Here is a 22381-nt window from a genome sequence, read left to right on the forward strand (position 1 = left end):
TGATTTATTTGATTTTATCTATGCTAATGTTGATCGCTAACATTTGATCGGGAATAACTTGTTTAGGTAGTTGTGGAAGTAACTGCCCTCAAGGTAGCCTCAAGGTAAGTTCGTCCCCATTTTTGGCAAGGCTCTAAATGATTACCTTCTGCCCATTCGTTCCAGGCATTTATAAACACTAAATTTTCTTCCTCGTGAGTTGGGGACAACTGTTGAATAACATTTTTTAACCAATATTCATAAAGATCGGGAGTTGAATTTTTGAGGATTAGTGCATTATTTTTGCGGCGGGCTGAATTATCCCACATAGGAGTTACACAGCGAAAATATTTGTGTGTTGGAATAGGTTTTTGCAGCATTTTTTCAACTGTTGCAGAGTAATCCAAAATAAAATTTTCTTGGTATACTTTATCCCATATTCTTAATTTTCTAGCTAACCTCCAGATTTTGGTTGTATTTAACAGAGATTTCCATTGTGGCTGAAATTCTACCGCCGCATCAAATCCCTGTGGAGAGAGAGGTTTACTTTCATTATCAAAGTTTTCAACCCGGCATAAAAAAATATCTTCAATACCCATTTTTTTTGCTTCTTCTCTCCAAATAGATGTTGTTTGGAGAGGATTGGGTATTTTTGAAGATCTATAGATAAGAAAGAGTGGTTTGCCGTCAATTTTTATATACCTGGGATCTTGAAATGTCTTAATAAGCGATCGGATGTGCTGTCTGTCATCTTCCTCAGAGTATTTTTGTTCCATTAAAATCTGCTGGTTTTGTCCATCCCATGCTCTTGTCCAGTTTTCATTTGCCCAGCAAAGGCAAAAGGGAAAGTCTGGTTTTCCAGAAGCCAAAACTTCATTGAACGGTCGTTCTAGAAGACGTTTGCCGTTGAACCAATAGTGATAGTAACAAAAGCCATATATGCCATATTCTCTGGCTAATTCAGCTTGAGCTTCCCGTGATTCTGGTAAACGCAAATCATAAAATCCTAAATCTGCTGGAATGTGAGGTTGATAATGTCCTGCGAATAAAGGCTTGGATTTGGCAACATTAGTCCATTCTGTAAAACCCTTACCCACCATTCATCATTTTCTGGAATGGGATGATATTGAGGAAGGTAAAACGCTATGAGTTTTACTTTCTTTTGGTTTAGCATGATTCAAGACCTCCCTTTAGTTGAGCAGTTAAAGTGTGTAAGTTTTCTTAAAAGGAATATAATCTGCTGGAGTTTCTTTTTCTTTACGTGCCAGCACCACATAGGCATAGTAAGCAAAGCGATTTAGAGAAGGAAATAACCGCACCAAAGAACGCACTTTAAGCCCCATTAGCTCTTCTTTATTAACTTTTATAGATGGAACGATAATTGTCTGCGAATAGCAAAACTAATCAATCTCCTTGGTACAGTGGAACCTTTAATCACAGGAATCCGCAAAAATTTACCCAGCAATAAACGAGCAATCCCCTTCAAACGAGCCTGAATTCTTGCCGTTACAAAATTTTCTTTCCCTCCTCTTTCCTCGCAAGCATAAAAAGGTTTAAAGGCCAGCTTTCCATATAATACATCAGCGCGATGAGTTTTGCTAAGACCGTTTTTGTAATGTTCTAAATTAGGCAATCCTCCATGTTCGCCGTAATTGCGGAATGGAATGTAATTTTTCAGGGATTTTACCCGAAGAAACTTATCAATATCTGAGTCCCAAGATGAGTAAGTATCTGTTCCAGATTTTACTCTGATTTCCTCTGCTAACTCAATCAGATTTTTAGCCGCTAGTGGTGTGACAATATAAGCAACTGTGGAAACTGAAAATCCTTCGGCAGAACCTTCATCTGAGACGCTATAAACTTGGGAAGCACAGGTATAAATCCAGGAAATTCCTACATTCTGCTGATTGGGATTAAAAGGTAAAGGAAGTTTACCTAAACCAACTACTGGGACAAAATCTGCCTCAACGATCAGAGTTGGTTTGTTTTCCTGTATTGCTTTTTCCCAAGCGCGGCTATGGTTCATCAGGCAGAGATAGCTGCGAGAATAAGTTTGATATTCTGGCTGGTGTTCTTGGCGGAGAATTTCGCAGTGAAAACCTTCTTTTTTCAATACTTCCTCAAGCTGCTGGGTAGGCTCTTTGTAGGCAATAATGAAGACTTTGCCAATAAAATAAACAAGTTGGTAGGAATTAGAAACTTGGTTGGCAGAGGAAAGGCTTGCGTTCATGTTGGCTGGATTAAAGTTGCTAGGAGTATCACTAATGCAGTAGGATCGCGGGGTAAAACTAACGTATAGACTTTATACTAACTCAAGTTGCTAGTTAGTTCCATTGGCTCTTGTTCGGAATGGATAATGGGTATTGGTTGCGCTTTAGGGCTAAAAGAGCGCTAAAGCGCAACCAATACCTGGTGCAAAAGCTTTAAGCCAGTAACGCGATCGCAACCGGCATCGGGGAATTTTAACGAAATTTTTCGGTGTGGTCGTCAACTTATAGCACCGATCGCGTTATCTTTTTGGTGGGCTCAGAAACATACAAAGTTCCTAAATCATGTTTTCGCTTGAGTTAACTCAGACTCCTTCTAGAGCAGAAATCGGACAAAAAAGCCGCATCCTTGTGGTTGAAGACGAAGATCTAATCCGAGAAATGATCGTTATGGCCTTAGAGGAGCAAGATTACGAGGTAATCACGGCTACAGATGGACAGAAGGCTGTTGGCTTGTTGCAAAGTATCTACACCGAACCGGCAGAATCCCCTATAGATCTGGTCGTTTTGGATTTGATGCTGCCTCAAGTCAATGGTTTGGATATCTGCCGCTTGCTCCGCCGTCAAGGGAACCCAGTCCCAATTTTGATTCTTTCAGCCAAGGGAAGCGAAACAGACCGTGTATTGGGTTTAGAGGTGGGAGCTGATGACTATCTTACCAAACCCTTCAGTATGCGGGAGTTTGTTGCCCGCTGTCGGGCTCTACTGCGCCGTCAACGCTTAAGCGCGATCGCTCAACCAGCAGTATTGCAGTTTAAAGAGATCGCCCTTTATCCCCAAGAGTGCCGCGTTATGCTTCGGGGTGAGGAGATTAGCCTTGCGCCCAAAGAGTTTCGCCTCCTAGAGTTATTTATGAGTTATCCCCGCCGGGTATGGTCGCGGGAGCTGTTGCTCGACCACATTTGGGGGCCGGATTTTGTAGGGGATAGTAAAACGGTAGACGTTCACATTCGCTGGGTGCGAGAAAAATTGGAGCGAGACCCCAGCCACCCAGAGTATATTGTCACGATTCGGGGTTTTGGATATAGGTTTGGCTGAAAAAGTTTTAGAAGCGGTGCGCTCAAACCTTCTAACATATAGCTGATGGTGATAGCTAATGGCTTACAAAAAATGGCCCTTGTTGCCTTTTTTCTTGGTCTAGCCATAGGGATTGGGTTTTGGCTCTGTTGGCAGGCTTGGCTTTACAAACAGCTGGGGCAATTGGTGCGATCGCTCCCCGCCGAACGAAAGTTTAATTCTATACATTCCTCCCGAAACTTAGAGAATGTAGATTTGGGCCAAGATCGGAGTCAGGAGAGTGTTTTCGTACAACCTGCCCTACCGATCGTTTCTCGCCTGCGGCGGGGGATTTCCTTGGCTAAGGAACACCAACAAAACCTGGAAATCCAGCTGGAAACCTGGCAGCAGTTACTCCAAGTGGCACCCTGCGGCTTTCTGATGGTAGATGAAGAAAACCAGCTGCTTTGGTGCAACCAACAGGCGCGTGACCTTTTGAACATAAATCGGTGGGAACCGGGACAGGTTCGTTTGCTGCTGGAGTTAGTGCGATCGTATGAACTCGACCAGTTAATCGAACAAACTCGTCACCGCCAGCAACCCTCTCAGCAAGAGTGGGTTTTTCACCCGACGTATCCAAACACACAAGCGATGGGTGGAGCTAGAGCCCTTACCCTGCGTGCCTACAGCTGGCCTTTACCCGAAGGTCAGGTAGGCGTCTTTTTGGAAAACCGACAAGCCTTAGTCGAACTTTCCCAAGCACAAGATAGGTGGGTTTCCGATTTAGCTCACGAATTGAGAACTCCACTAACGTCTATCCGTTTAGTGGCGGAAGCTTTGCAAGACCGCTTGCAGCCGCCCATGAGCCGATGGGCCGATCGCCTGCTACCAGAAGTCAACCGGCTGATTAATTTAGTACAAGATTGGCTGGAATTAAGCCAACTGGAGGTAGATTCTAGCAATAAACTTCGCCGCAAACCCCTGGAACTGCGGTCTTTGATCGTATCTGTCTGGCATAGTCTAGAACTCCTGAGCGAGCCAAAGCAACTAAGTCTGACCTATTCTGGCCCGGACTCCCTGTGGATAGAAGCAGATGAATCTCGCCTATACCGGATTTTTCTCAACTTACTGGACAACAGTATCAAATACAGCCCGCCGCTGGGTGCGATTGAAGTGGAGGTAAATCTCCTTCCCAACAATGATGCCCCCAAGCTCGTTGAAATTAATATTATCGATTCAGGCTCTGGATTTCCTGAATCAGATTTACCTCATGTTTTTGAGAGACTCTATCGGGGGGACGCCTCCCGGACGAGACACTCAGCGTCTTCTCCGGATCGACATGAAGCTTTAGGTATTAATACAACTGGTAGCGGCTTAGGTTTAGCGATCGTGCGACAAATTATTCTTGCTCATCGCGGTTCCGTACAAGCCAAAAACCATCCAGAAACAGGTGGCGCTTGGCTGAAAATTGAATTACCTTATGGAGAAGGGATCGCTCCTCAAGTTACTGCTGAGGGCTGAATAAAAACGTCTCTTCCGTATTTACTATGCTATTTGAGCAGAGGGGCAGAGTCGCAGAGGGGCAGAGGCATAAAAATGTGATTTTTTGAACAAAACCATCACAACTCCGAAAGAGCCGTTTTTGCGTAAGTCCTGCTTCCGTTAGCCCGACCCTGCTGACAGGCATAAAAATACTGGAATTTAGCGCTGAGTCTTAGTATAAAAAACCAGACTTTTCTGTAAATTAAAATACTTTTTTGTTCAGCGCGACATATTAAAAACAAGAGCTTCAGGACTTAGAAATCGAATTCAAAGCCCCGCCTCGATCGAGAAATTATTGGTTTCAAGCGGCTAATCCAAAATTTAAAATCCTTTCATCCAAAATCCAATGACCTCATTAATATGGTTTTCCGACAAGTTAGGTTGAAGAGTTCGCGTTTAAACCCTTATCCTGAACGACTCCACTTCGAGCGAAGCCTTAGACGCTTAGAAGGTGATGTTTTGCGGATGGGAGCCTTGGTAGAACAATCGTTTCGCCTGTCCCATGAATCTTTGTTCGATCGCAGCCTAGCCGCAGCTGAAGAAATTCCCTTACTCGATAAACAGATCGATCGATTTTATCGCCAAATCGAGTTAGATAGCGCCTCTCTCATGACCCTGCAAGCTCCAGTCGCTAGAGATATGCGCCTTTTAAGCGCTTATATGCAACTGGTGCGAGATTTAGAGCGAATTGGGGATTACGCCAAAGATTTAGCAGAAATTGCGATTAAACTTTTTCCCTACCCGCCTCATCCTTGCTTTTCGGAGATGGCGGAGATGTCCCATCAAGCCCAAGCTATGCTAGCAATGAGTCTGGTAGCCCTAGCCGACCTGGATGCAGAAGCTGGACGACAGATTAAGCAGCAGGATGACGTTGTAGACACTGCCTACGAAACACTTTACCAGCGCTTAGCCAGCGCACGCGATGTCAAAGGAGTCGTCGAACCGATTCTTTTAATGGTTTTAGTGATTCGTCACCTGGAACGAATGGCCGATCATGCCACCAATATAGGTCAAAGAGTCGCCTACATCGTTACCGGACACCGATCTTAAGAAGGGGCTAGGGACTAGGGAAGGAGTGGGGGAGTGGGGGAGTGGGAGAGTGGGGGAGAATGACCAATGACTAATGACTAATGACTAATTTCCCCCCTCTTTCCCTCTTTCCCTCTTTCCCTCTTTCCCTCTTTCCCTAGTCCCTAGCCCCTAACCCTAGTCCCTTCTTCGGTTAGCTTAACCTTACCATTACCTAAGTCTTACCAGTTCCTAAACTTACAATAGTACAGTTGGGTTTGAAGCTCTCGCTTTTGACCAGCTTAATCTTGCTTACTTTCTAGAACCAAAGCTTTATATGAAGCTAAAACGTCGAGACTTCTTGTTGTTGCTCGGATCTGGTGCGGGCGCTGTGGCTGCGGTTATGTTACTCGCAAACCGGAAAAAATTTACTGGTACCGACTCGCTCTTCCAGCCGGTCAAAGGCCCCATGCCTCTGGAAATCGATGAAATTCCAGCCGCTCAAGTAGTGCGAAATTACAGTACTTACGAAGTGGTGGATGACCTCGTGCTACCAGAAAGTTTTACTTATGACATTATTGGTGCTTGGGGTGATACAATAGGCGATTCTCGCTTTGGCTATAACAATGATTATTTGTCTTTCATAGAAACTGGCAAAGATGAAGGTTACCTGACAGTCAATTTTGAATACATCAGCCCCATATCTTGGCTACAAGGCTATCCGAAGGTGATAAAGAAAGCTTTGCCTTTTGCTGAGGTACAGGCGGCGGTAAAAACTGCTGGTAAGGCTGGTATTAATGCTTTTGCTTTGCCGCCAGAAGATGAGGCGCTCAAAGCAAAAATACGAGAAATTTGCAAAGAAGCTTTGATAGATCAGGGAATAGGTGTTATTTCCATTCGCAAAAATCCAGATGGCAAATGGGTGCGGACAAATTCGTCATCCGATCGCAGGATTACTGGTATTTCTGGATTAGAAGACGATCGCTATCTAAAAACAACTGGCCCAGCTGCATTTGTATTTCGCAAAACTCAGGGCCAAGGTTATATCGATAAATTGGGCGATCGCATTATCGGCACTTTTGCCAACTGTGCTGGTGGGACAACTCCTTGGGGCACTGTCCTTAGCGGCGAAGAGAACTTCCAAATCCAAGTACCCGAACCAGTATATGCCGATGGCACCGCTTTCGACCCCAGCAAGCTAGCTTTTGCGATCGGCGAACAAGAGTTATCCGGACAAGGAAATGTACTGGGATTAGCTGGTAACAAATATGGCTGGATAGTAGAAGTAGATCCAGCCAACCTCAAGGATTATGGCACCAAACACTCTTGGCTGGGACGCTATCACCACGAAGCTGTAGGCATTCGCGTTGTGGCAGGCAAACCCCTAGCATTTTATTCGGGGTGCGATCGCAGAGGCGGACACTTGTATAAATTTGTCAGCAAAGGCAAAGTCAGCAATCCCCAAGACAAAGCTAATTCCCGTCTGCTAGCAGATGGGATGCTCTATGCCGCTGTCTTCAACCCCAACGGTACTGGGCGCTGGATTCCGCTCAAACCAACTACCCCAGTAAATCCCGTTCTGCCCAGCAACATCGAAGGTAAAGTACTCACCCTACCCAAGCGTCCGGAAGGAGGCAACTTTAATGCAAAAACAAACGCAGAAGTCAATAGTTTCAAACAAAAATTTAAAACTCTGAACGACCTCTACATAGGGAATGCCCAAGAAAAACAAGGTGCCATTCTCATCGATGCTCACTTTGCCGCCAACGCAGCCGGTGCCACACCCACAGCGCGTCCCGAAGACACCGAAGTCGCCAGCGATGGTTCCCTCTACATCACCTACACCTCCGGGTCGCCCGGTGGCGATGGAGGCCCAGACAAGCGCATCTTCAAGGGGCCGAAAGCAGAAAGCCCTTGGGAATATGGCTGGATTATGCGGTTGATTGAAGATAAAAACGACCCAGCTGCGATGACCTTTCGCTGGCAGATGCTGGCTATGGGGGGCGAACCTGCTGACGGCGGCGCTGGTTTTGCCAATCCCGACAACCTCCTGATCGATCGCAATAACAATGTCTGGATGGTTACCGATATGTCCTCAGCAGCACACAACGATCCGGGAGATCCTTTCAGACGCGGTTGCTTTGGCAACAACTCTATCTGGCATATCCCCACTTTTGGCCCAAACGCAGGCAACGCCTACCTGTTTGGCATGGGGCCGATGGATTGCGAAACCACAGGGCCATTTTTCACCGAAGACCAGCAAACCTTGTTTTTATCGATACAACATCCAGGAGAAGTTAAAGGAATTCGTCAAAATGCAGCTTCGGAAACAAGGGAGTTTGAAATGAGAACAACTGACGGTCAGAAATTCAAGCAAACTCGCACAGTTCCGATTGGTTCCAACTGGCCGGGAGGCGGTCAAAATGACCCACCAAAGCCTGCTGTTGTTGCCATTCGACGCCAAGACGCCAAACCAATTACCTAGTGAGAATTGAAAATGACCAGGACTTATGCAAAAACAAAGGTTTCGCCCCCGCAGCCTCCCAAATCTGGGGGGAGTAAGCTTCTGTTCCCCCCAGATTTGGGGGGTGAAGAGTCTTGTTCCCCCCAAATCTGGGGGGTGAAGAGTTTTGTTTCTTCTTCCCCCCAGATTTGGGGGGTTAGGGGGGCGATTGTGTAAGTCCTGTTTAATTTAAAAATTTGAAATCTGAAATCTCAAATTTGAAATTCCTGTCGCCCCTACCCCAAACCCTAATTTTATGCCGCTCTCTGCTCCTATTCCCCTCAACCTTACCAATCTCAAACAGCGGACATTCAGCTGCCACGATTTACTTCCACTACATTCTGATAGCTTATGGAAAATAGAGCGTGGAGTCGTGCGTACTTTGACTTGTAGCGAAGAAGGAAAATCGATCGTCCTGGGATTTTGGGGCCCAGGAGATGTGGTTGGCAAACCCCTTTCTAGACTTGAGCCATATCAGATAGAGTGCTTAACAAGTGCCGAAGTTAGTCTCTTACCTTCTAATCTTTGGTATCAATTTATGGATGCCTGGATATCGCACGCTCAAGAGAGCGAAGAACTGCTTAGCATCGTTCACAATCGACCTGTTAACCTTCGCTTGCTGCAACTTTTAAACTGGTTAGCCCGCAAATTCGGTCGCGAAGTAGAGGGAGGAAAATTGATCGAACTGCCATTAACCCATCAAGCTCTCTCGGAAGTCATTTGTACAACGCGAGTAACGGTGACGCGGTTGCTCAACCAGTTTGAACAAGAGGGCATCCTTAACCGACGGGGGCGTTTTTTGATTCTTGGGAGGCAAAAACAGCATTTAAAAATTTGAAGAACGCGCTCGTCCTTGTAGTATATGCCACTAACTTTACCTACACATAGCTCGCCAAATCGGTTGCGTGTAAAGATACAATAAGTCGATCGGGTATGTGGAATACTCGGCGACCTGTTTGAGTCGATTTTGAGGCTTTTCCGTACAATAAAATTTGGTGTGAGGCAACAAAGATGTCGAAAATGCTTTGGAACGCTCTAAAACTCAGTCCCGCACTTCTGGGTGCAACCATTCTCGTAGCTAACTCGGCCCTAGCAGGTGAGGAGTCGGCCCGATCGATCGGTCAAGACAAAACGCCTGCTGCCACAGAATTACCCGCATCTGGACTGTCCCAGAACCAGCCAAATGCAGTAGCATCTCTTCAAGTCAGTCCGATCTCAAGCAACAGTACTGAGTTAGCCCAGGTTCCAGCTTCAGGAAACGGCTCTTCTAGCAACGCTCAGCAAGACTCCAACAGCACTCTGGATCAAATCAATCAATACAACGATCAAAGCAGCGGTTTGGAGCAAGTGACTTCTGTTTCGCAATTGCGGGACGTACAGCCTACAGACTGGGCATTCCAAGCACTGCAATCTCTGGTCGAGCGCTACGGTTGTATTGAAGGTTATCCCGATCGCACTTATCGCGGCAACCGCGCCTTAACTCGCTACGAATTCGCCGCCGGGTTAAATTCTTGCTTGAATCGGATTCAAGAACTGATTGCCGCAGCAGGTGGTGGCGGAGTGACGACGGAGGACATAGAGAGGCTCCGGCGGTTGCAAGAGGAATTTCGGGCTGAAATCAACACTCTGCGCGGTCAGGTAGATGGGCTGGAAGCACGCACGACGCGACTGGAAGCACAGCAATTCTCCACTACCACCAAACTTAGAGGAGAAGTAATTTTCGCACTTGCTAGCGTGTTTGGCGACGAAAGGGCTGGTGGTGGGGAGTTGCAAGACAACGTCATCTTCGCCGATCGGGTACGTCTGAACTTGGATACCAGCTTTACCGGCAAAGACCGCTTGAGAACCCGTCTGCAAGCTCGAAACATTACCCCATTTAGCGGCGGCGTCACGGGTACGAGCATGACCCGCTTGGGTTTTGATGGCAATGACGACAACAACGATGTCACCCTGCATCGCTTGGAGTATACGTTCCCTCTAGGCTCCAATACAAAAGTTTATTTGGAGGCGATCGGGGGTGAATATAATGACAATATGTATACTTTCAACCCCCTGTTTGAAAGTTCAGGCCAAGGTTCTATTTCCCGATTTGGGCGCTTCAACCCCATCTACAAACAAACTGAGGCTGGTACCGGGGTTACCTTAGAACACAACTTTAGTTCAAAGTTAGGTTTAACTTTGGGCTACCAGGTACCTAGAAATCAGGCCAATAATCCTTCTGACGGTTTTGGAGTCTTTGATGGTGGCTATTCTGCTCTGGCTCAGCTATCAATCCGACCCAGTAAAGCTTTTAACGTGGGTCTGACTTACGTACACTCCTACTACAATCAACAAAACGGTGTCAGCGTTTCGGGAGGAACTGGCAGCAGCTTCGCCAATTCCCCATTTGGTACTGTTGCTACCTCAGCCGATCACTTCGGTCTAGAAGCGAGCTTTCGACTCAGCTCTAAATTTATCATTTCCGGTTGGGGAGGTTATACACAAGCGCACCGCGAAGATGGAGTGGATGATGCTGATGCAACCATTATCAACTATGCCGTGACTCTGGGCTTGGCAGATTTTGGCCGCAAGGGCAACGTGCTTGGTTTTGTGGCAGGTCAGCCGCCTAGAGTGACGGATAATGATATTAGCGCTCGTGAAGATAGTGACACCTCTTATCATCTGGAAGCTTTCTATCGCATTAAAGTTAGCGACAATATCTCCGTTACTCCAGGTGCGTTTGTGATTCTCAATCCAGAACACAACGATAACAACGACACCATCTACGTGGGAACGCTGCGGACGACCTTTAGCTTCTAAAGGATCTGATGTAGGGGCAATTCATGAATTGCCCCTACATTTGAGGTAAAGTCGCCCCCCTAACCCCCCAAATCTGGGGGGTACAAGATTTCTTCTCCCCCAGATTTGGGGGTTGGGGGGCGTAATTCTCCCCCAGATTTGGGGGCAGGGGGCGAAAAGCGTAAGATAACCAATCCTCTAGACTTTTAGATAAGTATCGATATATAATGAGAAATTGTGAGTTTTTTTTGAAAGTTTATGAATGCTGAAGCAATTATCCGCTCAATAGAAGGCGAACAACTAAAAAAAGATTTACCCCAAATCTACGTAGGCGACACCATCAAAGTCGGGGTAGTAATTCAGGAAGGCGGTAAGGAGCGGACACAGCCTTACGAAGGTGTCGTGATTGCCAAGCGCAATGGGGGGATTAACGAGACGATTACAGTGCGTCGCGTCTTCCAAGGCGTTGGTGTAGAGCGGGTGTTTTTAATCCACTCTCCCCGAATTTCCAGCATCAAGATCGTGCGTCGCGGTCAAGTGCGTCGTGCTAAACTTTACTACTTGCGCGATCGCGTAGGCAAGGCCACTCGTCTGAAGCAACGGTTCGATCGGCCCCTGACCTAGTTTTGGCGAAAATATGGGAGTTAGTTGCCGGAACTCTCATAATGTTGTTATGATAGAAATCGCTTGATAAATAAGCGTGCGCTCTTAGTTCAGTTGGTAGAACGCAGGTCTCCAAAACCTGATGTCGGGGGTTCAAGTCCTCCAGGGCGCGTAGCAAACCCAGGTTTTCACAAAACCTGGGTTTTTTGTTTTGGGCCTTTCGCTTGAATATTGTCTGCGATCGGAGTATCTGCCTTCAGGCTATAATAATGAATAAGAACAAACCGCCGCCAAACATTTGTTTGGGGGTGGTTTTGGTTCTGAGTGCCCAAGTAAATCTAATAAAACTTAAGCATTCGCTCATTGCGTAAGTCTTATCGAAACCATTTGTGTGTATAATGGTATATTTGGGTGGTTTAAGAGCGATCGAAACTTGAAGTGGTGTCCCGGAAAGTACCGTGATGTTCCGCTTCGTGTCAATTTTATGTGGCAAAAGTCATAAATAGAAAGAAGAAAGGGGGGATTAAGGAGCAGTGGCAAAAAAAGGCGAAGCAGAGACTGAACAAACAACAGCTGGATTTAGCCTCGTAAACTTTTTACAGGGAACCAAAGAAGAGCTGGATAAAGTGGTCTGGCCCAGCCGACAGCAGTTAATCAGCGAATCGGCTGCCGTCATTTTAATGGTGATTCTTTCTGCACTTCTGATCTATTTAGTAGATAACTTTTTTAGTTGGGCATCAACAAAGGTGTTCGGATGACTTTTGCAGCAGACGGACAACGCGATTGGAATCAGCGGGAAACATCGCTCTTGACAGAAAACTCGCCAGAAGAAGGTCAAGAAGGCTCCCATTGGTATGCCGTTCAGGTTGCTTCTGGCTGTGAAAAGCGAGTGAAGACCAACCTGGAGCAGCGCATTCAAACCCTGGATGTGGCCGATCGAATTTTACAGGTAGAAATTCCTCAGACACCAGCTGTCAAGATTCGCAAAGATGGCAGCAGACATCAAAGCGACGAAAAAGTTTTCCCTGGCTACGTCCTTGTCCAGATGATCATGGACGATGAAAGTTGGCAGGTTGTCAAAAACACGCCAAATGTGATTAATTTTGTAGGGGCTGAACAAAAACGTCGCTACGGAAGAGGCCGAGGCCACGTCAAACCAATGCCGCTGAGTAATGCAGAAGTAGAACGAATCTTTAAGCAAACTCGCGAGCAAGAGCCAGTCGTCAAAATCGATATGGCTGTGGGAGACAGAATCCTGGTACTTTTAGGACCCTTCAAAGACTTTGAAGGCGAGGTGATTGAAGTAAGTCCCGAACGTAGCAAACTCAAGGCGTTGCTTTCCATCTTTGGGCGCGATACACCAGTGGAATTGGAGTTCAATCAGGTTCAAAAACAAAACTAAAGAATAAATGGCCAAAAAAGTTGTTGCGATTATTAAGTTGGCCTTGCCAGCAGGGAAGGCCAACCCAGCTCCTCCTGTCGGCCCAGCATTGGGTCAGCATGGGGTGAATATTATGGCGTTTGTCAAAGAGTACAACGCCAGAACGGCTGACCAAGTAGGAATGGTGGTTCCTGTAGAAATTTCTGTCTACGAAGATCGCAGTTTCACGTTTATTCTGAAAACCCCTCCTGCTTCGGTTCTAATCACTAAAGCAGCTGGAGTTGAGAGAGGTTCAAACGAACCCAACCGCAAGAAAGTCGGTTCAATTTCGCGGGCGCAATTGAGAGAAATTGCCGAGACTAAAATGCCTGACCTCAATGCTAATGACATTGACGCAGCCATGAAGATTGTGGAAGGAACCGCCCGCAATATGGGTGTTGCAGTCACAGATTAGTGCAAGACTGTTGTTAACGCTATCGGGGGAGAAGCTAGGCTTCGCTAAGAACCCCAGGAGAGATAAAGAATGAAAAAAGAATCGCGCAGAATGCAAGATCTGCGTAAGAAAGTAGAAGTTCGGGCCTATGAGCCGTTAGACGCGCTAAATTTGTTAAAGGAAACGGCCACAGCTAAGTTTCCCGAATCGGCAGAAGCCCACATCCGGCTGGGAATTGACCCAAAGTACGCGGATCAACAGCTGCGGACGACGGTGGTACTGCCCAAGGGAACTGGTCAGACGGTGCGGGTGGCGGTAATCGCTCGCGGTGAAAAAGTAACCGAAGCAAGTAATGCAGGCGCAGATTTGGTTGGCTCGGAGGAGCTAATCGACGAAATTCTCAAAGGCAGGATGGATTTTGATAAGCTGATTGCTACGCCGGATGTGATGCCGATGGTGGCAAAGCTGGGTAAGCTGCTGGGGCCACGCGGTTTGATGCCCTCGCCGAAGGGTGGTACGGTAACTGCCGATGTGGCAGGGGCGATCGCAGAATTCAAAGCTGGTAAACTAGAGTTTCGGGCAGACCGTACCGGGATTGTTCACATCCTGTTTGGCAAGGCATCTTTCTCGACCCAGGATCTGTTGGTGAACCTGAAGGCATTGCAAGAAACGATCGATCGCAACCGTCCTTCTGGAGCCAAAGGCCGCTACTGGCGCACTGTATATGTATCTTCGACGATGGGGCCATCGATTGAGGTTGACATCAGCGGGCTGAGGGACTTGAAACTCAGCGAAGTTCAATAAAACTAGGGGCTAGGGCGTGTTTTCAAACTAAATAGGCAAAGCCAAAGAAAGCAGGAGCTAATAGCTTAATTTCCTGCCGAGGTTGACACCAAAGATAGCATTTTTGCTTGCGACCCATTTATGTGGGATTGGCAGGCGATGAAAAATGCGATCGCGTCACCCCCGCTCAAAAGCTGGGGTTTTTAATTTGCTTTGGCCTGTCCAAGCGAGAATTATCAATGCCTCTAGCAAGAGAGCCCCGATCGAAGTTTTCGATTCTGCACCAACTTTAAGGAGGTGAAACACTTATGGGTAGAACACGAGAAGACAAAGATTCGATTATCACCGAGCTTAAGCAAACCTTAAGCGAGTCTCAGATGGCAGTGGTGATCGACTACAAAGGACTGTCCGTTGCTGATATCACCAATTTGCGGCGGCGGCTGCTTCCTACCGGCACCGTTTGCAAAGTGACCAAAAACACCCTGATGGGAATTGCCGTTGACGGTGACGCCAACTGGCAGGCAATGGAAGAATTCCTCAAGGGTTCTTCAGCCTTCCTGCTAGTTAAGGAAGACATCAGCGGTGCTATCAAGGCTTACCAAGACTTCCAAAAAGCTACCAAGAAGAGTGAACTTCGCGGTGGTGTAATGGAAGGTCGCGCCTTGTCTCAAGATGATGTGAAGGCGCTGGCTGACCTCCCATCCAAGGAACAGCTGATGGCTCAGATTGCTGGCGCTCTCAATGCTGTGACTGCCAAAATTGCGATCGCCATCAACGAAGTTCCTGCTTCTCTGGCTCGTGGCCTTCAGGCTGTGGCCGATAAAGACAAGGAAAAAAATGGTGCCGCCGAAAGCGAAGCCGCTTAGCTTGATTTTAGATTTTAGATTTTGGATTGCTCCTCAATTTAAAATCTCATTTCCCTCAATTAACTGTAAAAAATTCTCAGGAGTTTATCAATGACCGCTACTACCGATCAAATTGTCGAACAACTCAAATCTTTGACATTGCTGGAAGCTGCCGAGCTTGTTAAGCAAATTGAAGAAACCTTCGGCGTCAGTGCTGCTGCTCCTGCTGGCGGCATGATGATGATGCCTGCTGCTGCTGCTGCTGCTGCGGAACCAGTAGAAGAACAAACGGAATTTACGGCTATTCTGGAAGAAGTTCCTGCCGATAAGAAGATTGGCATTCTTAAGGTGGTACGGACTATCACCGGTCTGGGTCTGAAGGAAGCTAAAGATTTGGTGGAATCTACGCCTAAGTCGATTAAGGAAGGCGTTAAGAAGGAAGAAGCTGAGGACATCAAAAAGCAGATCGAAGAAGCTGGCGGTAAGGTTACGGTTAAGTAATCGCTGGAGTTATTACCTTGTTGTTAAGGAGTCCCGCTGGGACTCTTTTTTATTACTTGTCATTAGTCATTAGTCATTGATTTGGGGGTAATGGGTAATGGGTAATGGGTAATCAGAAATACAGCGGCTTGCGAATGGGTGAGGTACAGACAAATTGTAGGGGCGAAGCCCGCCCCAACTCACGAAATGGTAACGTACCTCACTCGGCTGCAAGCCGCTGTAAATTATCTACTTACCAATAACTAATGACCGCTGACCAATGACTAATTTAGTGTAAATCTGCTTCCCAAATGCCTATGTAAATGCGATCGCGATTATTTCGCTCAATTACTCCTTTTAAAGAACCTGTCAGAAACGAGTATCTATTCGATTGCCTTTGATATACTCTTTCAAACTGTAGTTTTATCTCCCGCGAAGCTGTACCGCCTAACATTTCATTGATAGTTTTGAAGATACTTTCCGAGTCTACCGAGGGATCGAATGCTACCTCTGTTTGGCGCAAAAGTTGCGTATCTCGGTCAAATAAATAACCTAAGCTAACTTCACCCGGTACATAATCTTCATAAAGTACAGCGCGGGTATTTTTCCAGACGCCTTTAGTAATTTTGGTTGGATTTCCCAATGTATTTCTAACAGTGTCTTCTGGCGTACCAATAGGAAATGCTGGTACGGTTCCACGGGTTAAAATCCTGGCAGATGAGCTTTTCCCGATCGGTTCTTGAGTTGGTTCTCGCGAAGGGGTTGCTTCCGTGGGAGGGGGAGAAGAAGCGGCGGGTGTTGGCGGAGAAGCAGGAGATGGTAGGGGAGTGCGAGAACTCAGAATAGGGGGCGAAGTATTTTTTTGTACTACGGGTTGTTGTGGGGTTGGTTGGCGGACTTTGGCGATCGCAATCCCAATGATAAACGCAGCGCCAACGATCCCGCCTGCAATTATCGCTGCTTTTTTCCACTCGCCGGAACGGTTAGAGGGATTGGCAATTTGAACTGGTTGGGTGGATGCGCCGCCTGGGGATACCGCTACTGTTGCTTGCTGGGAAAGTGGAACGCCAGCAACGGGAGAAAGGTTACTGTGTAAGGCGTCGAGCATTTGGCGGGCGGTAGAATAGCGATCGCGTGGATGAGACTGAATCGCCTTATCTAAAACCGCCCCTAAGTTAGAGTTAATATTTGGCACATTTTGACGCCAGATAAACTCACCTGTCTGCGGGTTTATTTCTAATTCTTGCGGCAATTTTCCGGTCAGCAAATAGATGGCAGTTAGCCCTAAGCTGTACAAATCAGTAGAGTAGATAGGTCTACCTGCTGACTGTTCCGAAGGCATAAAACCAGGGGTGCCAATCACCATTGAGTTAGTAGGATTGCCTTGGGCATTTACCACCGTAGTCATCGTTTCTTTGACTGCGCCGAAGTCAATTAAAACGGGTTTACCATCCCGTTGTCGCAAAATTATATTGTCAGGTTTGATATCTCGGTGGATGATACCCTGGCTGTGAATATAATCGATGACCGGCAAAATACTGACTAGAATATCTTGGACGCTGGATTCCCTCAGCGTACCTTTTGCTTGTATCTTTTCTGTTAAAGTTTGACCCTCAATCCATTCTTGAACCAGATAGAATTGTACCGCTTCTTCAAAATAGGCGTATAAATCGGGAATCTGGTCATTAGAATTGCCCAGTTTTTCCAAGATTGCCGCTTCTCGCTGGAAACGCTCTTGAACCAGTTGGTAAACCTTGGGATTATTCCCTATTGGTTTGAGTTGCTTAATCACGCAGCGACGGCGAGAAGGCAGGTGGGTATCTTCCGCCAGAAAAGTTTGCCCAAACCCGCCAGTTGCCAGCGCTTGGACGAGTTGATAGCGATTGTTCAAAAGCTTTAGGGTCATGGCTACTATTTTAGATCGAGTAAACCGCTGTCTTTGAGTTTCGGATTAAAGCGAATTTCCTCTTGGCAACCACGGGATTTTACCTGTGCTAAAATTTCCGCTTCGACTCGTCGAGCGACATTTTTTAACACTTTTGCTTGCGCCACTTCATCCCACGATGTCTTCTCATAATTCGCCTTTTCCTCATCTGTCATCAAAGGTTTGACATCTATGGATTCTGTCCATTTTTGCTTATCTTCGCCGTTCCCAGATGGGGTGGCGTCATTTTCGGCAATCCAAGCATTTAGGGTATTTTCTAAGATTGTTCTGTTTGGGCGTTCAATTGTTTGGACTTTCAGCCAGTGACAATTTTGTGGCTGACGGGCAAGGTGTTGTTTCAAGCTGAGATAAACGTCGCGAGAATAGCCGACAAATTGCAGCACTTTTTCTCTGTCGAAAATTGCGTATACCCCAATTTTTCCCTGCAACATATCAGGTAATTTGCCAGCTTCATCCAGATAGGGAATATCTTCTAAGCTAGCGAGAGAGGTAATATCTGTTTGAGTTGTCATTCGATTTTAGATTTTGGATTTTGGATTTTGGGTTGACCCGATAAATCCGGGTCGCTCAAATAAGGAAAAAATTTTCTGTGGGCGACTTAAGCCGGGGTTTGTATCGGTATTGGGAGTTGAGCATTGTTTTAATTCAGCGATTTTATTATCCGATTTTGCGATAAATTGCACAGAGTCGGCTGGGTTTGAAAATCTTGGCTTTGAACATGAAATTAGGCGGAACGTTGATGATAGCGTGTTCGGAAGATTCGTAATATGGCTCGAATTCCGCTGACATTCCTTTGGGGGTGGCGCTGCTGTACGGAACGGGTTGAAATAGTAATTCTGTGAACTCAACCTGCTCCGATTTCACCTGTTCGGCGATTTGCTGAAGAAAGGCTTCAGCTTTTAGTAAATCAAATAAAGTTTCTTTAGCCTCTGGCTCAAGAGTGAAGTTGCCATCAAAATTTTCGATGATTTTGAAAGACATTTGACTGATACCTAGTTGTTGACAAAGTGCGCTTGATATGTATTCGCTTAAAAATACCCACTTTTGTTGGTGGGTAGAACTGAGTTATGGAAAAATTGCCACTTTTATCAGCCTATTGGATTGTGTGACCTGTGTCAGCTAGCGGAGGAAGAGGGGAAAATAAAGAATTGTGAAGGTGATGGGGCTGTATCGATTACAACCGTTCTGGGTCAATTCCTTGTTCTCGCAGTTTGTCTATCAAAGCTTGGTAGCGCTGTTGTTCTTGTTCTCGCAGGGTTTTTTCTTGTTCGAGTTGGGCTAGAGCATTTTCAGCCCTTTCTCGTTCCTGTTCAGCCCTTTCTCGTTCCTGTTCAGCCCTTTCTCGTTCCTGTTCAGCCCGTTGACGCTCTTGTTCTCTGAGTCTATCCAATTCAACAGGAGTGAGAAACTTTTGTTCATCAGGGCGATAAATTTCCAGGGTATCCTCTTTGAGTTCAAATCGAATACCTAAACGTGGACTTACCCACCCGTTCATTTGTTCAATTGGTTCTAATAAATCGCCATAACTGATAAAGCCTGTTAATTCTACATCGTCTGGGTCATAAATGTAATATTCTTCAACGCCATAGCGTTGGTAGAATATCGCCTTTTGCAACATTTTTCCAGCGCGATTTCCGGGAGAGAGGATTTCAAAGACGACTTGGGGAGGAATGTTATCTTCTGACCATTGTCTGTAGGAACCTCTGTCACCTTTTGGTCTGCCAAAGACGACCATTGCATCAGGTGCTAGGCGAATGGTATTATTTCCTTGAACAGGATACCAAAGAAGATCTCCGGCGACAAAGACATCATCGTTGTTGGCAAACAAAATTTCGAGATTTTCTTTAATCACAACAATCCAGCGAAATTGTTTGGTGTTGTCTGCCATTGGTTGTCCGTCGCTATCTGGGTAAATGATATCTGGGGTAGTTTCGGCGGTCAGTTGTTGTACCATAGCCGTTTATTGGTTGGAGTGGCTGATTTTAATATTTAGGGCAAGATTTTCTGAGTCATGCTAATATATAATATATCACTTTGAATTATTAGTTGCTTGTTGGAGCATACTTAAATGAAAGATACTTTGGATCAAATTAAAATTAATCACCGTGCAACAGTCGCTTTAGATGCACTTTCTACTGATAAGAAAGATGGTGTGTTACAGGCGGTAAATGACTTGGCAATTTCTGGATTATATCTGGATTAGAAACAATTCAACAAGCTAAAACATCACAGGAAGCAGTGTAGGCCAAATTTGCGATAAATTATTTTACAAACGCTCAAAATCATCTAAAAAACACCTATGACTCAAGCCCAAGCTGAACCTAAACTATACAGCTTTGATGAATTTATAAGCTGGTATCCCGAAAACTCAGAAGTCCGGTACGAACTGCATGACGGAGTAATTATCGAAATGCCTAAGCCAAAGGGAAAACATTCAAATCTAACAGGTTCCCTTATCGAGCAACTATTGATAGTTATTAGGCAGATGAGTAAAGGCGGCATTTGGACTATTCCTAGAGAATCGATTGTCAAACCTAAACGCGATCGATCGGGTTATGAGCCGGATATCATCGTTTTGAACCAAGAACTTCTGGGAGTTGAACCGCGATGGGAAAGCGAATCGATTATCCAAAATCCTGATTCAGTCAAATTAATTGTTGAAGTTGTTTCAAGTAATTGGCGTGACGATTACTACAATAAACTTCGAGATTATGAAGAAATGGGAATTGAGGAATATTGGATTGTCGATTATGCAGCATTAGGGCCGAAAAAATTCATCGGCAATCCCAAGCAACCTACATTTTTTGTTTGTAATTTGGAGGACGGAGAATATCAGATGAATCGATTTACGGAAAACACTCCAATTATTTCCCCGACCTTTCCTCAGTTCAGTTTATCGCCACAGCAGATTTTTGCGATCGCCCTGTAGAAAAGCATTTGTCCCCGCATCCGCCTGGGATTAAAATCCCAGGCTAATAGCTGAAGTCCACTGAAGTGGACTAAAAACTTCTCTTCAGTCCACTTCAGTGGACTTTCGCTATTAGCCTCAGACTTAAGTCTGCGGCGGGTGATGACTCACGGGAGAGGTATTATTTCTCGTTAACGAGGTTCAAAGATTCATTGATGAGATTCTGAGGTTGATGATTGAGAGAAAACTTACTCAACTGGAGCGTTTTTGCTCCAAACATATTTTTGGCAGACTTCGCAGGCGGCTTTTTCTACTTCCGTTTGAGGATTTTTGAAGATGAGATGGTAACGTAATCGATTACAGCAAACTTCTAACCACTCTCGCCAACCGCCGCCTTGCCACAACCGCAAGGTCTTGTCCCTACTACCACTGACAATCATTTGTCCATCGGGACTAAAAACGACAGAATGGACAGAAGCCTCATGCCCCACAAAAGGTGAACCAATGGGATCACCTTGTAAATTCCACAACCGGACGGTCTTGTCATCACTCCCACTGACAATCAGTTGCCCATCTGGACTAAAGGCGACAGACCCGACAGAAGCCTCATGCCCCACAAAAGGTGAACCAATGGGATCACCTTGGAGATTCCACAACCGCACGGTCTTGTCCCTACTACTACTAACAATCAGTTGCCCATCTGGGCTAAAAGCCACAGAATAGACACAATCCTCATGCCCCACAAAAGGTGAACTAATGGGATGACCTTGGAGATCCCACAATCGCAAAGTCTTGTCCCTACTGCCACTGACAATCAGTTCCCCATCTGGACTAAAGGCGACAGAATAGATAGAACGTTCATGCCCCACAAAAGGTAATCCGATTGGTTCACCTTGGAGATCCCACAGCCGCACGGTTTTGTCCCCACTGCTACTGACAATCATTTCCCTATCCGAACTAAAGGCGACAGAAAAGACAGAACCCTTATGCCCCACAAAAGGTAAACCAATCGGATTACCTTGCAAATCCCACAACCGCAAGGTCTTGTCCATACTGCCACTGGCAATCAGTTGCCCATCGGGACTAAAAGCGACACATCTGACATGATCCTCATGCCCCACAAAAGGTAAACCAATGGGATTGCCTTGCAAATCCCATAACCGCAATCTCCTGTCATTACTGCCACTGACAATCAATTGCCCAAATTCTTTGGAGAACGCTTCGCGAACTGGACTAAAGGCGACAGAAAAGACAGAATCCTGATGCCCCACAAAAGGTAAACCAATGAGATTACCTTGTAAATCCCACAACCGCAATCTCCTGTCACCACTGCCACTGACAATCAGTTGCCCATCGGGACTAAAGGCGACAGAATTCACAGAATCCTCATGCCCCACAAAAGGTAAACCAATGAGATTACCTTGCAAATTCCACAACCGCACTGTCTTGTTACGACTGCCACTGACAATCATTTCCCCATCTGGGCTAAAGGCGACAGAAGTGACAAAATCCTCATGCCCCACAAAAGGTGAACGAATTGGATTACCTTGGAGATCCCATAATCTCAATGTCTTGTCTTTACTACCACTAACAATCATTTCCCCATCTGGGCTAAAGGCGACAGACCTGACAGAAGCCTCATGCCAGACAAAAGGTGAACGAATGGGATTACCTTGGAGATCCCATAATCTCAATGTCTTGTCTTTACTACCACTGGCAATAAGTTGCCCATCTGGACTAAAGGCAACAGAAGTGACAGAATCCTCATGCCCCACAAAAGGTGAACCAATCGGATTACCTTGCAAATTCCACAACCGCAATGTCTTGTCATTACTACCACTGACAATCATTTCCCCATCTGGACTAAAGGCAACAGAAGTGACAGAATCCTCATGCCCCACAAAAGGTGAACCAATCGGATTACCTTGCA

Annotated in this window: 22 protein-coding genes, 1 tRNA gene, 1 pseudogene and 1 other annotated feature; of the genes and pseudogenes, 16 read left to right on the forward strand and 8 right to left on the reverse strand. The window is 46.0% G+C overall.

All coding sequences use genetic code 11. From position 1 onward, the window contains the following. Window positions 1–62: 62 nt before the first annotated feature. From LAY41_RS03445 to LAY41_RS03455, 3 genes are all read right to left on the reverse strand, one after another. Window positions 63–1079, reverse strand: coding sequence for a glycoside hydrolase family 99-like domain-containing protein (locus tag LAY41_RS03445; protein WP_249094133.1), 1017 nt, complete (start codon window positions 1077–1079; stop codon window positions 63–65). Between the two features lie 102 nt (window positions 1080–1181). Next, a complete protein-coding gene (locus LAY41_RS03450) occupies window positions 1182–1322 on the reverse strand; it encodes a hypothetical protein (protein WP_249094134.1) in 141 nt (46 codons plus the stop codon). 20 nt (window positions 1323–1342) lie between these two features. Further along, on the reverse strand, window positions 1343–2209 hold the full coding sequence (locus LAY41_RS03455) for an LPS biosynthesis glycosyltransferase (RefSeq protein ID WP_249094136.1): 867 nt from the start codon (window positions 2207–2209) through the stop codon (window positions 1343–1345). Window positions 2210–2531: 322 nt separating this feature from the next. Between LAY41_RS03455 and LAY41_RS03460 the strand changes: the two genes are divergently transcribed. From LAY41_RS03460 to rplL, 14 genes are all read left to right on the forward strand, one after another. Further along, window positions 2532–3284, forward strand: a complete 753-nt coding sequence (locus LAY41_RS03460; RefSeq protein ID WP_249094138.1) for a winged helix-turn-helix domain-containing protein — start codon at window positions 2532–2534, stop codon at window positions 3282–3284. Between the two features lie 72 nt (window positions 3285–3356). Then, window positions 3357–4763, forward strand: a complete 1407-nt coding sequence (locus LAY41_RS03465; protein ID WP_249094141.1) for a sensor histidine kinase — start codon at window positions 3357–3359, stop codon at window positions 4761–4763. A 381-nt stretch (window positions 4764–5144) separates the two neighbouring features. Then, window positions 5145–5834: a phosphate signaling complex protein PhoU gene (phoU, locus tag LAY41_RS03470; RefSeq protein ID WP_249094143.1), complete on the forward strand. Its 690-nt coding sequence runs from the start codon at window positions 5145–5147 to the stop codon at window positions 5832–5834. 295 nt (window positions 5835–6129) lie between these two features. Beyond that, window positions 6130–8277: a PhoX family protein gene (locus LAY41_RS03475; RefSeq protein ID WP_249094145.1), complete on the forward strand. Its 2148-nt coding sequence runs from the start codon at window positions 6130–6132 to the stop codon at window positions 8275–8277. Between the two features lie 274 nt (window positions 8278–8551). Next, window positions 8552–9133: a Crp/Fnr family transcriptional regulator gene (locus LAY41_RS03480; RefSeq protein WP_249094147.1), complete on the forward strand. Its 582-nt coding sequence runs from the start codon at window positions 8552–8554 to the stop codon at window positions 9131–9133. 173 nt (window positions 9134–9306) lie between these two features. Further along, window positions 9307–11094: an iron uptake porin gene (locus tag LAY41_RS03485; RefSeq protein WP_249094149.1), complete on the forward strand. Its 1788-nt coding sequence runs from the start codon at window positions 9307–9309 to the stop codon at window positions 11092–11094. 237 nt (window positions 11095–11331) lie between these two features. Beyond that, complete coding sequence (rplS, locus tag LAY41_RS03490; protein WP_249071824.1) at window positions 11332–11697, forward strand: 50S ribosomal protein L19; 366 nt, start codon at window positions 11332–11334, stop codon at window positions 11695–11697. A 78-nt stretch (window positions 11698–11775) separates the two neighbouring features. After that, window positions 11776–11848: transfer RNA gene (locus LAY41_RS03495), tRNA-Trp, on the forward strand. 361 nt (window positions 11849–12209) lie between these two features. Further along, window positions 12210–12434 carry a preprotein translocase subunit SecE gene (secE, locus tag LAY41_RS03500; RefSeq protein WP_249065791.1) on the forward strand — a complete coding sequence of 75 codons (225 nt, stop codon included), beginning with the start codon at window positions 12210–12212 and terminating at the stop codon, window positions 12432–12434. Further along, window positions 12431–13078 (forward strand): transcription termination/antitermination protein NusG, encoded by a 648-nt coding sequence (gene nusG, locus LAY41_RS03505; RefSeq protein WP_249094150.1) that lies wholly within the window; start codon window positions 12431–12433, stop codon window positions 13076–13078. Before secE ends, nusG begins: the two co-directional genes overlap by 4 nt. A gap of 7 nt (window positions 13079–13085) precedes the next feature. Further along, a complete protein-coding gene (rplK, locus tag LAY41_RS03510) occupies window positions 13086–13511 on the forward strand; it encodes a 50S ribosomal protein L11 (RefSeq protein ID WP_249094152.1) in 426 nt (141 codons plus the stop codon). 69 nt (window positions 13512–13580) lie between these two features. Continuing rightward, complete coding sequence (gene rplA, locus LAY41_RS03515; protein ID WP_249094154.1) at window positions 13581–14294, forward strand: 50S ribosomal protein L1; 714 nt, start codon at window positions 13581–13583, stop codon at window positions 14292–14294. Window positions 14295–14317: 23 nt separating this feature from the next. Beyond that, window positions 14318–14488, forward strand: a sequence feature (ribosomal protein L10 leader region). Between the two features lie 93 nt (window positions 14489–14581). Further along, window positions 14582–15139 (forward strand): 50S ribosomal protein L10, encoded by a 558-nt coding sequence (gene rplJ, locus LAY41_RS03520; protein WP_249094156.1) that lies wholly within the window; start codon window positions 14582–14584, stop codon window positions 15137–15139. 90 nt (window positions 15140–15229) lie between these two features. After that, complete coding sequence (rplL, locus tag LAY41_RS03525; RefSeq protein WP_249094159.1) at window positions 15230–15619, forward strand: 50S ribosomal protein L7/L12; 390 nt, start codon at window positions 15230–15232, stop codon at window positions 15617–15619. A 268-nt stretch (window positions 15620–15887) separates the two neighbouring features. Here rplL and LAY41_RS03530 read toward each other — a convergent pair whose 3' ends face one another. The 4 genes from LAY41_RS03530 to LAY41_RS03545 all read right to left on the reverse strand — a co-directional run bounded on the left by LAY41_RS03530 (window position 15888) and on the right by LAY41_RS03545 (window position 19497). Next, window positions 15888–17504, reverse strand: coding sequence for a serine/threonine-protein kinase (locus LAY41_RS03530; RefSeq protein ID WP_249094161.1), 1617 nt, complete (start codon window positions 17502–17504; stop codon window positions 15888–15890). 5 nt (window positions 17505–17509) lie between these two features. Beyond that, window positions 17510–18055 carry a GIY-YIG nuclease family protein gene (locus LAY41_RS03535; protein ID WP_249094162.1) on the reverse strand — a complete coding sequence of 182 codons (546 nt, stop codon included), beginning with the start codon at window positions 18053–18055 and terminating at the stop codon, window positions 17510–17512. Window positions 18056–18200: 145 nt separating this feature from the next. Then, window positions 18201–18524: a hypothetical protein gene (locus LAY41_RS03540; protein WP_249094163.1), complete on the reverse strand. Its 324-nt coding sequence runs from the start codon at window positions 18522–18524 to the stop codon at window positions 18201–18203. 193 nt (window positions 18525–18717) lie between these two features. Further along, window positions 18718–19497: a Uma2 family endonuclease gene (locus tag LAY41_RS03545; RefSeq protein ID WP_249094165.1), complete on the reverse strand. Its 780-nt coding sequence runs from the start codon at window positions 19495–19497 to the stop codon at window positions 18718–18720. A 114-nt stretch (window positions 19498–19611) separates the two neighbouring features. Between LAY41_RS03545 and LAY41_RS32145 the strand changes: the two genes are divergently transcribed. Both LAY41_RS32145 and LAY41_RS03550 read left to right on the forward strand, forming a co-directional pair. Next, the gene (locus tag LAY41_RS32145; protein WP_275973898.1) at window positions 19612–19746 is read left to right on the forward strand and encodes a hypothetical protein; all 135 of its coding nucleotides are present in this window, start codon (window positions 19612–19614) and stop codon (window positions 19744–19746) included. Window positions 19747–19842: 96 nt separating this feature from the next. Next, window positions 19843–20472 carry a Uma2 family endonuclease gene (locus tag LAY41_RS03550; protein WP_249094167.1) on the forward strand — a complete coding sequence of 210 codons (630 nt, stop codon included), beginning with the start codon at window positions 19843–19845 and terminating at the stop codon, window positions 20470–20472. 227 nt (window positions 20473–20699) lie between these two features. On the opposite strand, the pseudogene LAY41_RS03555 reads toward LAY41_RS03550, so the two are convergent. Next, a pseudogene (locus tag LAY41_RS03555) lies at window positions 20700–22381 on the reverse strand (hypothetical protein); the annotation flags it as partial.

Origin of the sequence: Argonema galeatum A003/A1, assembly GCF_023333595.1 — a bacterium.
GTDB classification, from domain to species: Bacteria; Cyanobacteriota; Cyanobacteriia; order Cyanobacteriales; family Aerosakkonemataceae; genus Argonema; species Argonema galeatum.

Excerpts from the sequence above, each read along its gene's own strand:
- rplL (WP_249094159.1), top strand. The coding sequence starts at position 15,230 with ATGACCGCTACTACCGATCAAATTGTCGAACAACTCAAATCTTTGACA.
- LAY41_RS03530 (WP_249094161.1), bottom strand. The coding sequence starts at position 17,504 with ATGACCCTAAAGCTTTTGAACAATCGCTATCAACTCGTCCAAGCGCTG.
- LAY41_RS03445 (WP_249094133.1), bottom strand. The coding sequence starts at position 1,079 with ATGGTGGGTAAGGGTTTTACAGAATGGACTAATGTTGCCAAATCCAAG.
- nusG (WP_249094150.1), top strand. The coding sequence starts at position 12,431 with ATGACTTTTGCAGCAGACGGACAACGCGATTGGAATCAGCGGGAAACA.
- LAY41_RS03460 (WP_249094138.1), top strand. The coding sequence starts at position 2,532 with ATGTTTTCGCTTGAGTTAACTCAGACTCCTTCTAGAGCAGAAATCGGA.
- phoU (WP_249094143.1), top strand. The coding sequence starts at position 5,145 with ATGGTTTTCCGACAAGTTAGGTTGAAGAGTTCGCGTTTAAACCCTTAT.
- rplA (WP_249094154.1), top strand. The coding sequence starts at position 13,581 with ATGAAAAAAGAATCGCGCAGAATGCAAGATCTGCGTAAGAAAGTAGAA.
- LAY41_RS03450 (WP_249094134.1), bottom strand. The coding sequence starts at position 1,322 with ATGGGGCTTAAAGTGCGTTCTTTGGTGCGGTTATTTCCTTCTCTAAAT.
- LAY41_RS03475 (WP_249094145.1), top strand. The coding sequence starts at position 6,130 with ATGAAGCTAAAACGTCGAGACTTCTTGTTGTTGCTCGGATCTGGTGCG.
- LAY41_RS03485 (WP_249094149.1), top strand. The coding sequence starts at position 9,307 with ATGTCGAAAATGCTTTGGAACGCTCTAAAACTCAGTCCCGCACTTCTG.
- rplK (WP_249094152.1), top strand. The coding sequence starts at position 13,086 with ATGGCCAAAAAAGTTGTTGCGATTATTAAGTTGGCCTTGCCAGCAGGG.
- rplS (WP_249071824.1), top strand. The coding sequence starts at position 11,332 with ATGAATGCTGAAGCAATTATCCGCTCAATAGAAGGCGAACAACTAAAA.
- LAY41_RS03465 (WP_249094141.1), top strand. The coding sequence starts at position 3,357 with ATGGCCCTTGTTGCCTTTTTTCTTGGTCTAGCCATAGGGATTGGGTTT.
- LAY41_RS03455 (WP_249094136.1), bottom strand. The coding sequence starts at position 2,209 with ATGAACGCAAGCCTTTCCTCTGCCAACCAAGTTTCTAATTCCTACCAA.
- LAY41_RS03545 (WP_249094165.1), bottom strand. The coding sequence starts at position 19,497 with ATGGTACAACAACTGACCGCCGAAACTACCCCAGATATCATTTACCCA.
- LAY41_RS32145 (WP_275973898.1), top strand. The coding sequence starts at position 19,612 with ATGAAAGATACTTTGGATCAAATTAAAATTAATCACCGTGCAACAGTC.
- LAY41_RS03540 (WP_249094163.1), bottom strand. The coding sequence starts at position 18,524 with ATGTCTTTCAAAATCATCGAAAATTTTGATGGCAACTTCACTCTTGAG.
- LAY41_RS03480 (WP_249094147.1), top strand. The coding sequence starts at position 8,552 with ATGCCGCTCTCTGCTCCTATTCCCCTCAACCTTACCAATCTCAAACAG.
- rplJ (WP_249094156.1), top strand. The coding sequence starts at position 14,582 with ATGGGTAGAACACGAGAAGACAAAGATTCGATTATCACCGAGCTTAAG.
- LAY41_RS03550 (WP_249094167.1), top strand. The coding sequence starts at position 19,843 with ATGACTCAAGCCCAAGCTGAACCTAAACTATACAGCTTTGATGAATTT.
- LAY41_RS03535 (WP_249094162.1), bottom strand. The coding sequence starts at position 18,055 with ATGACAACTCAAACAGATATTACCTCTCTCGCTAGCTTAGAAGATATT.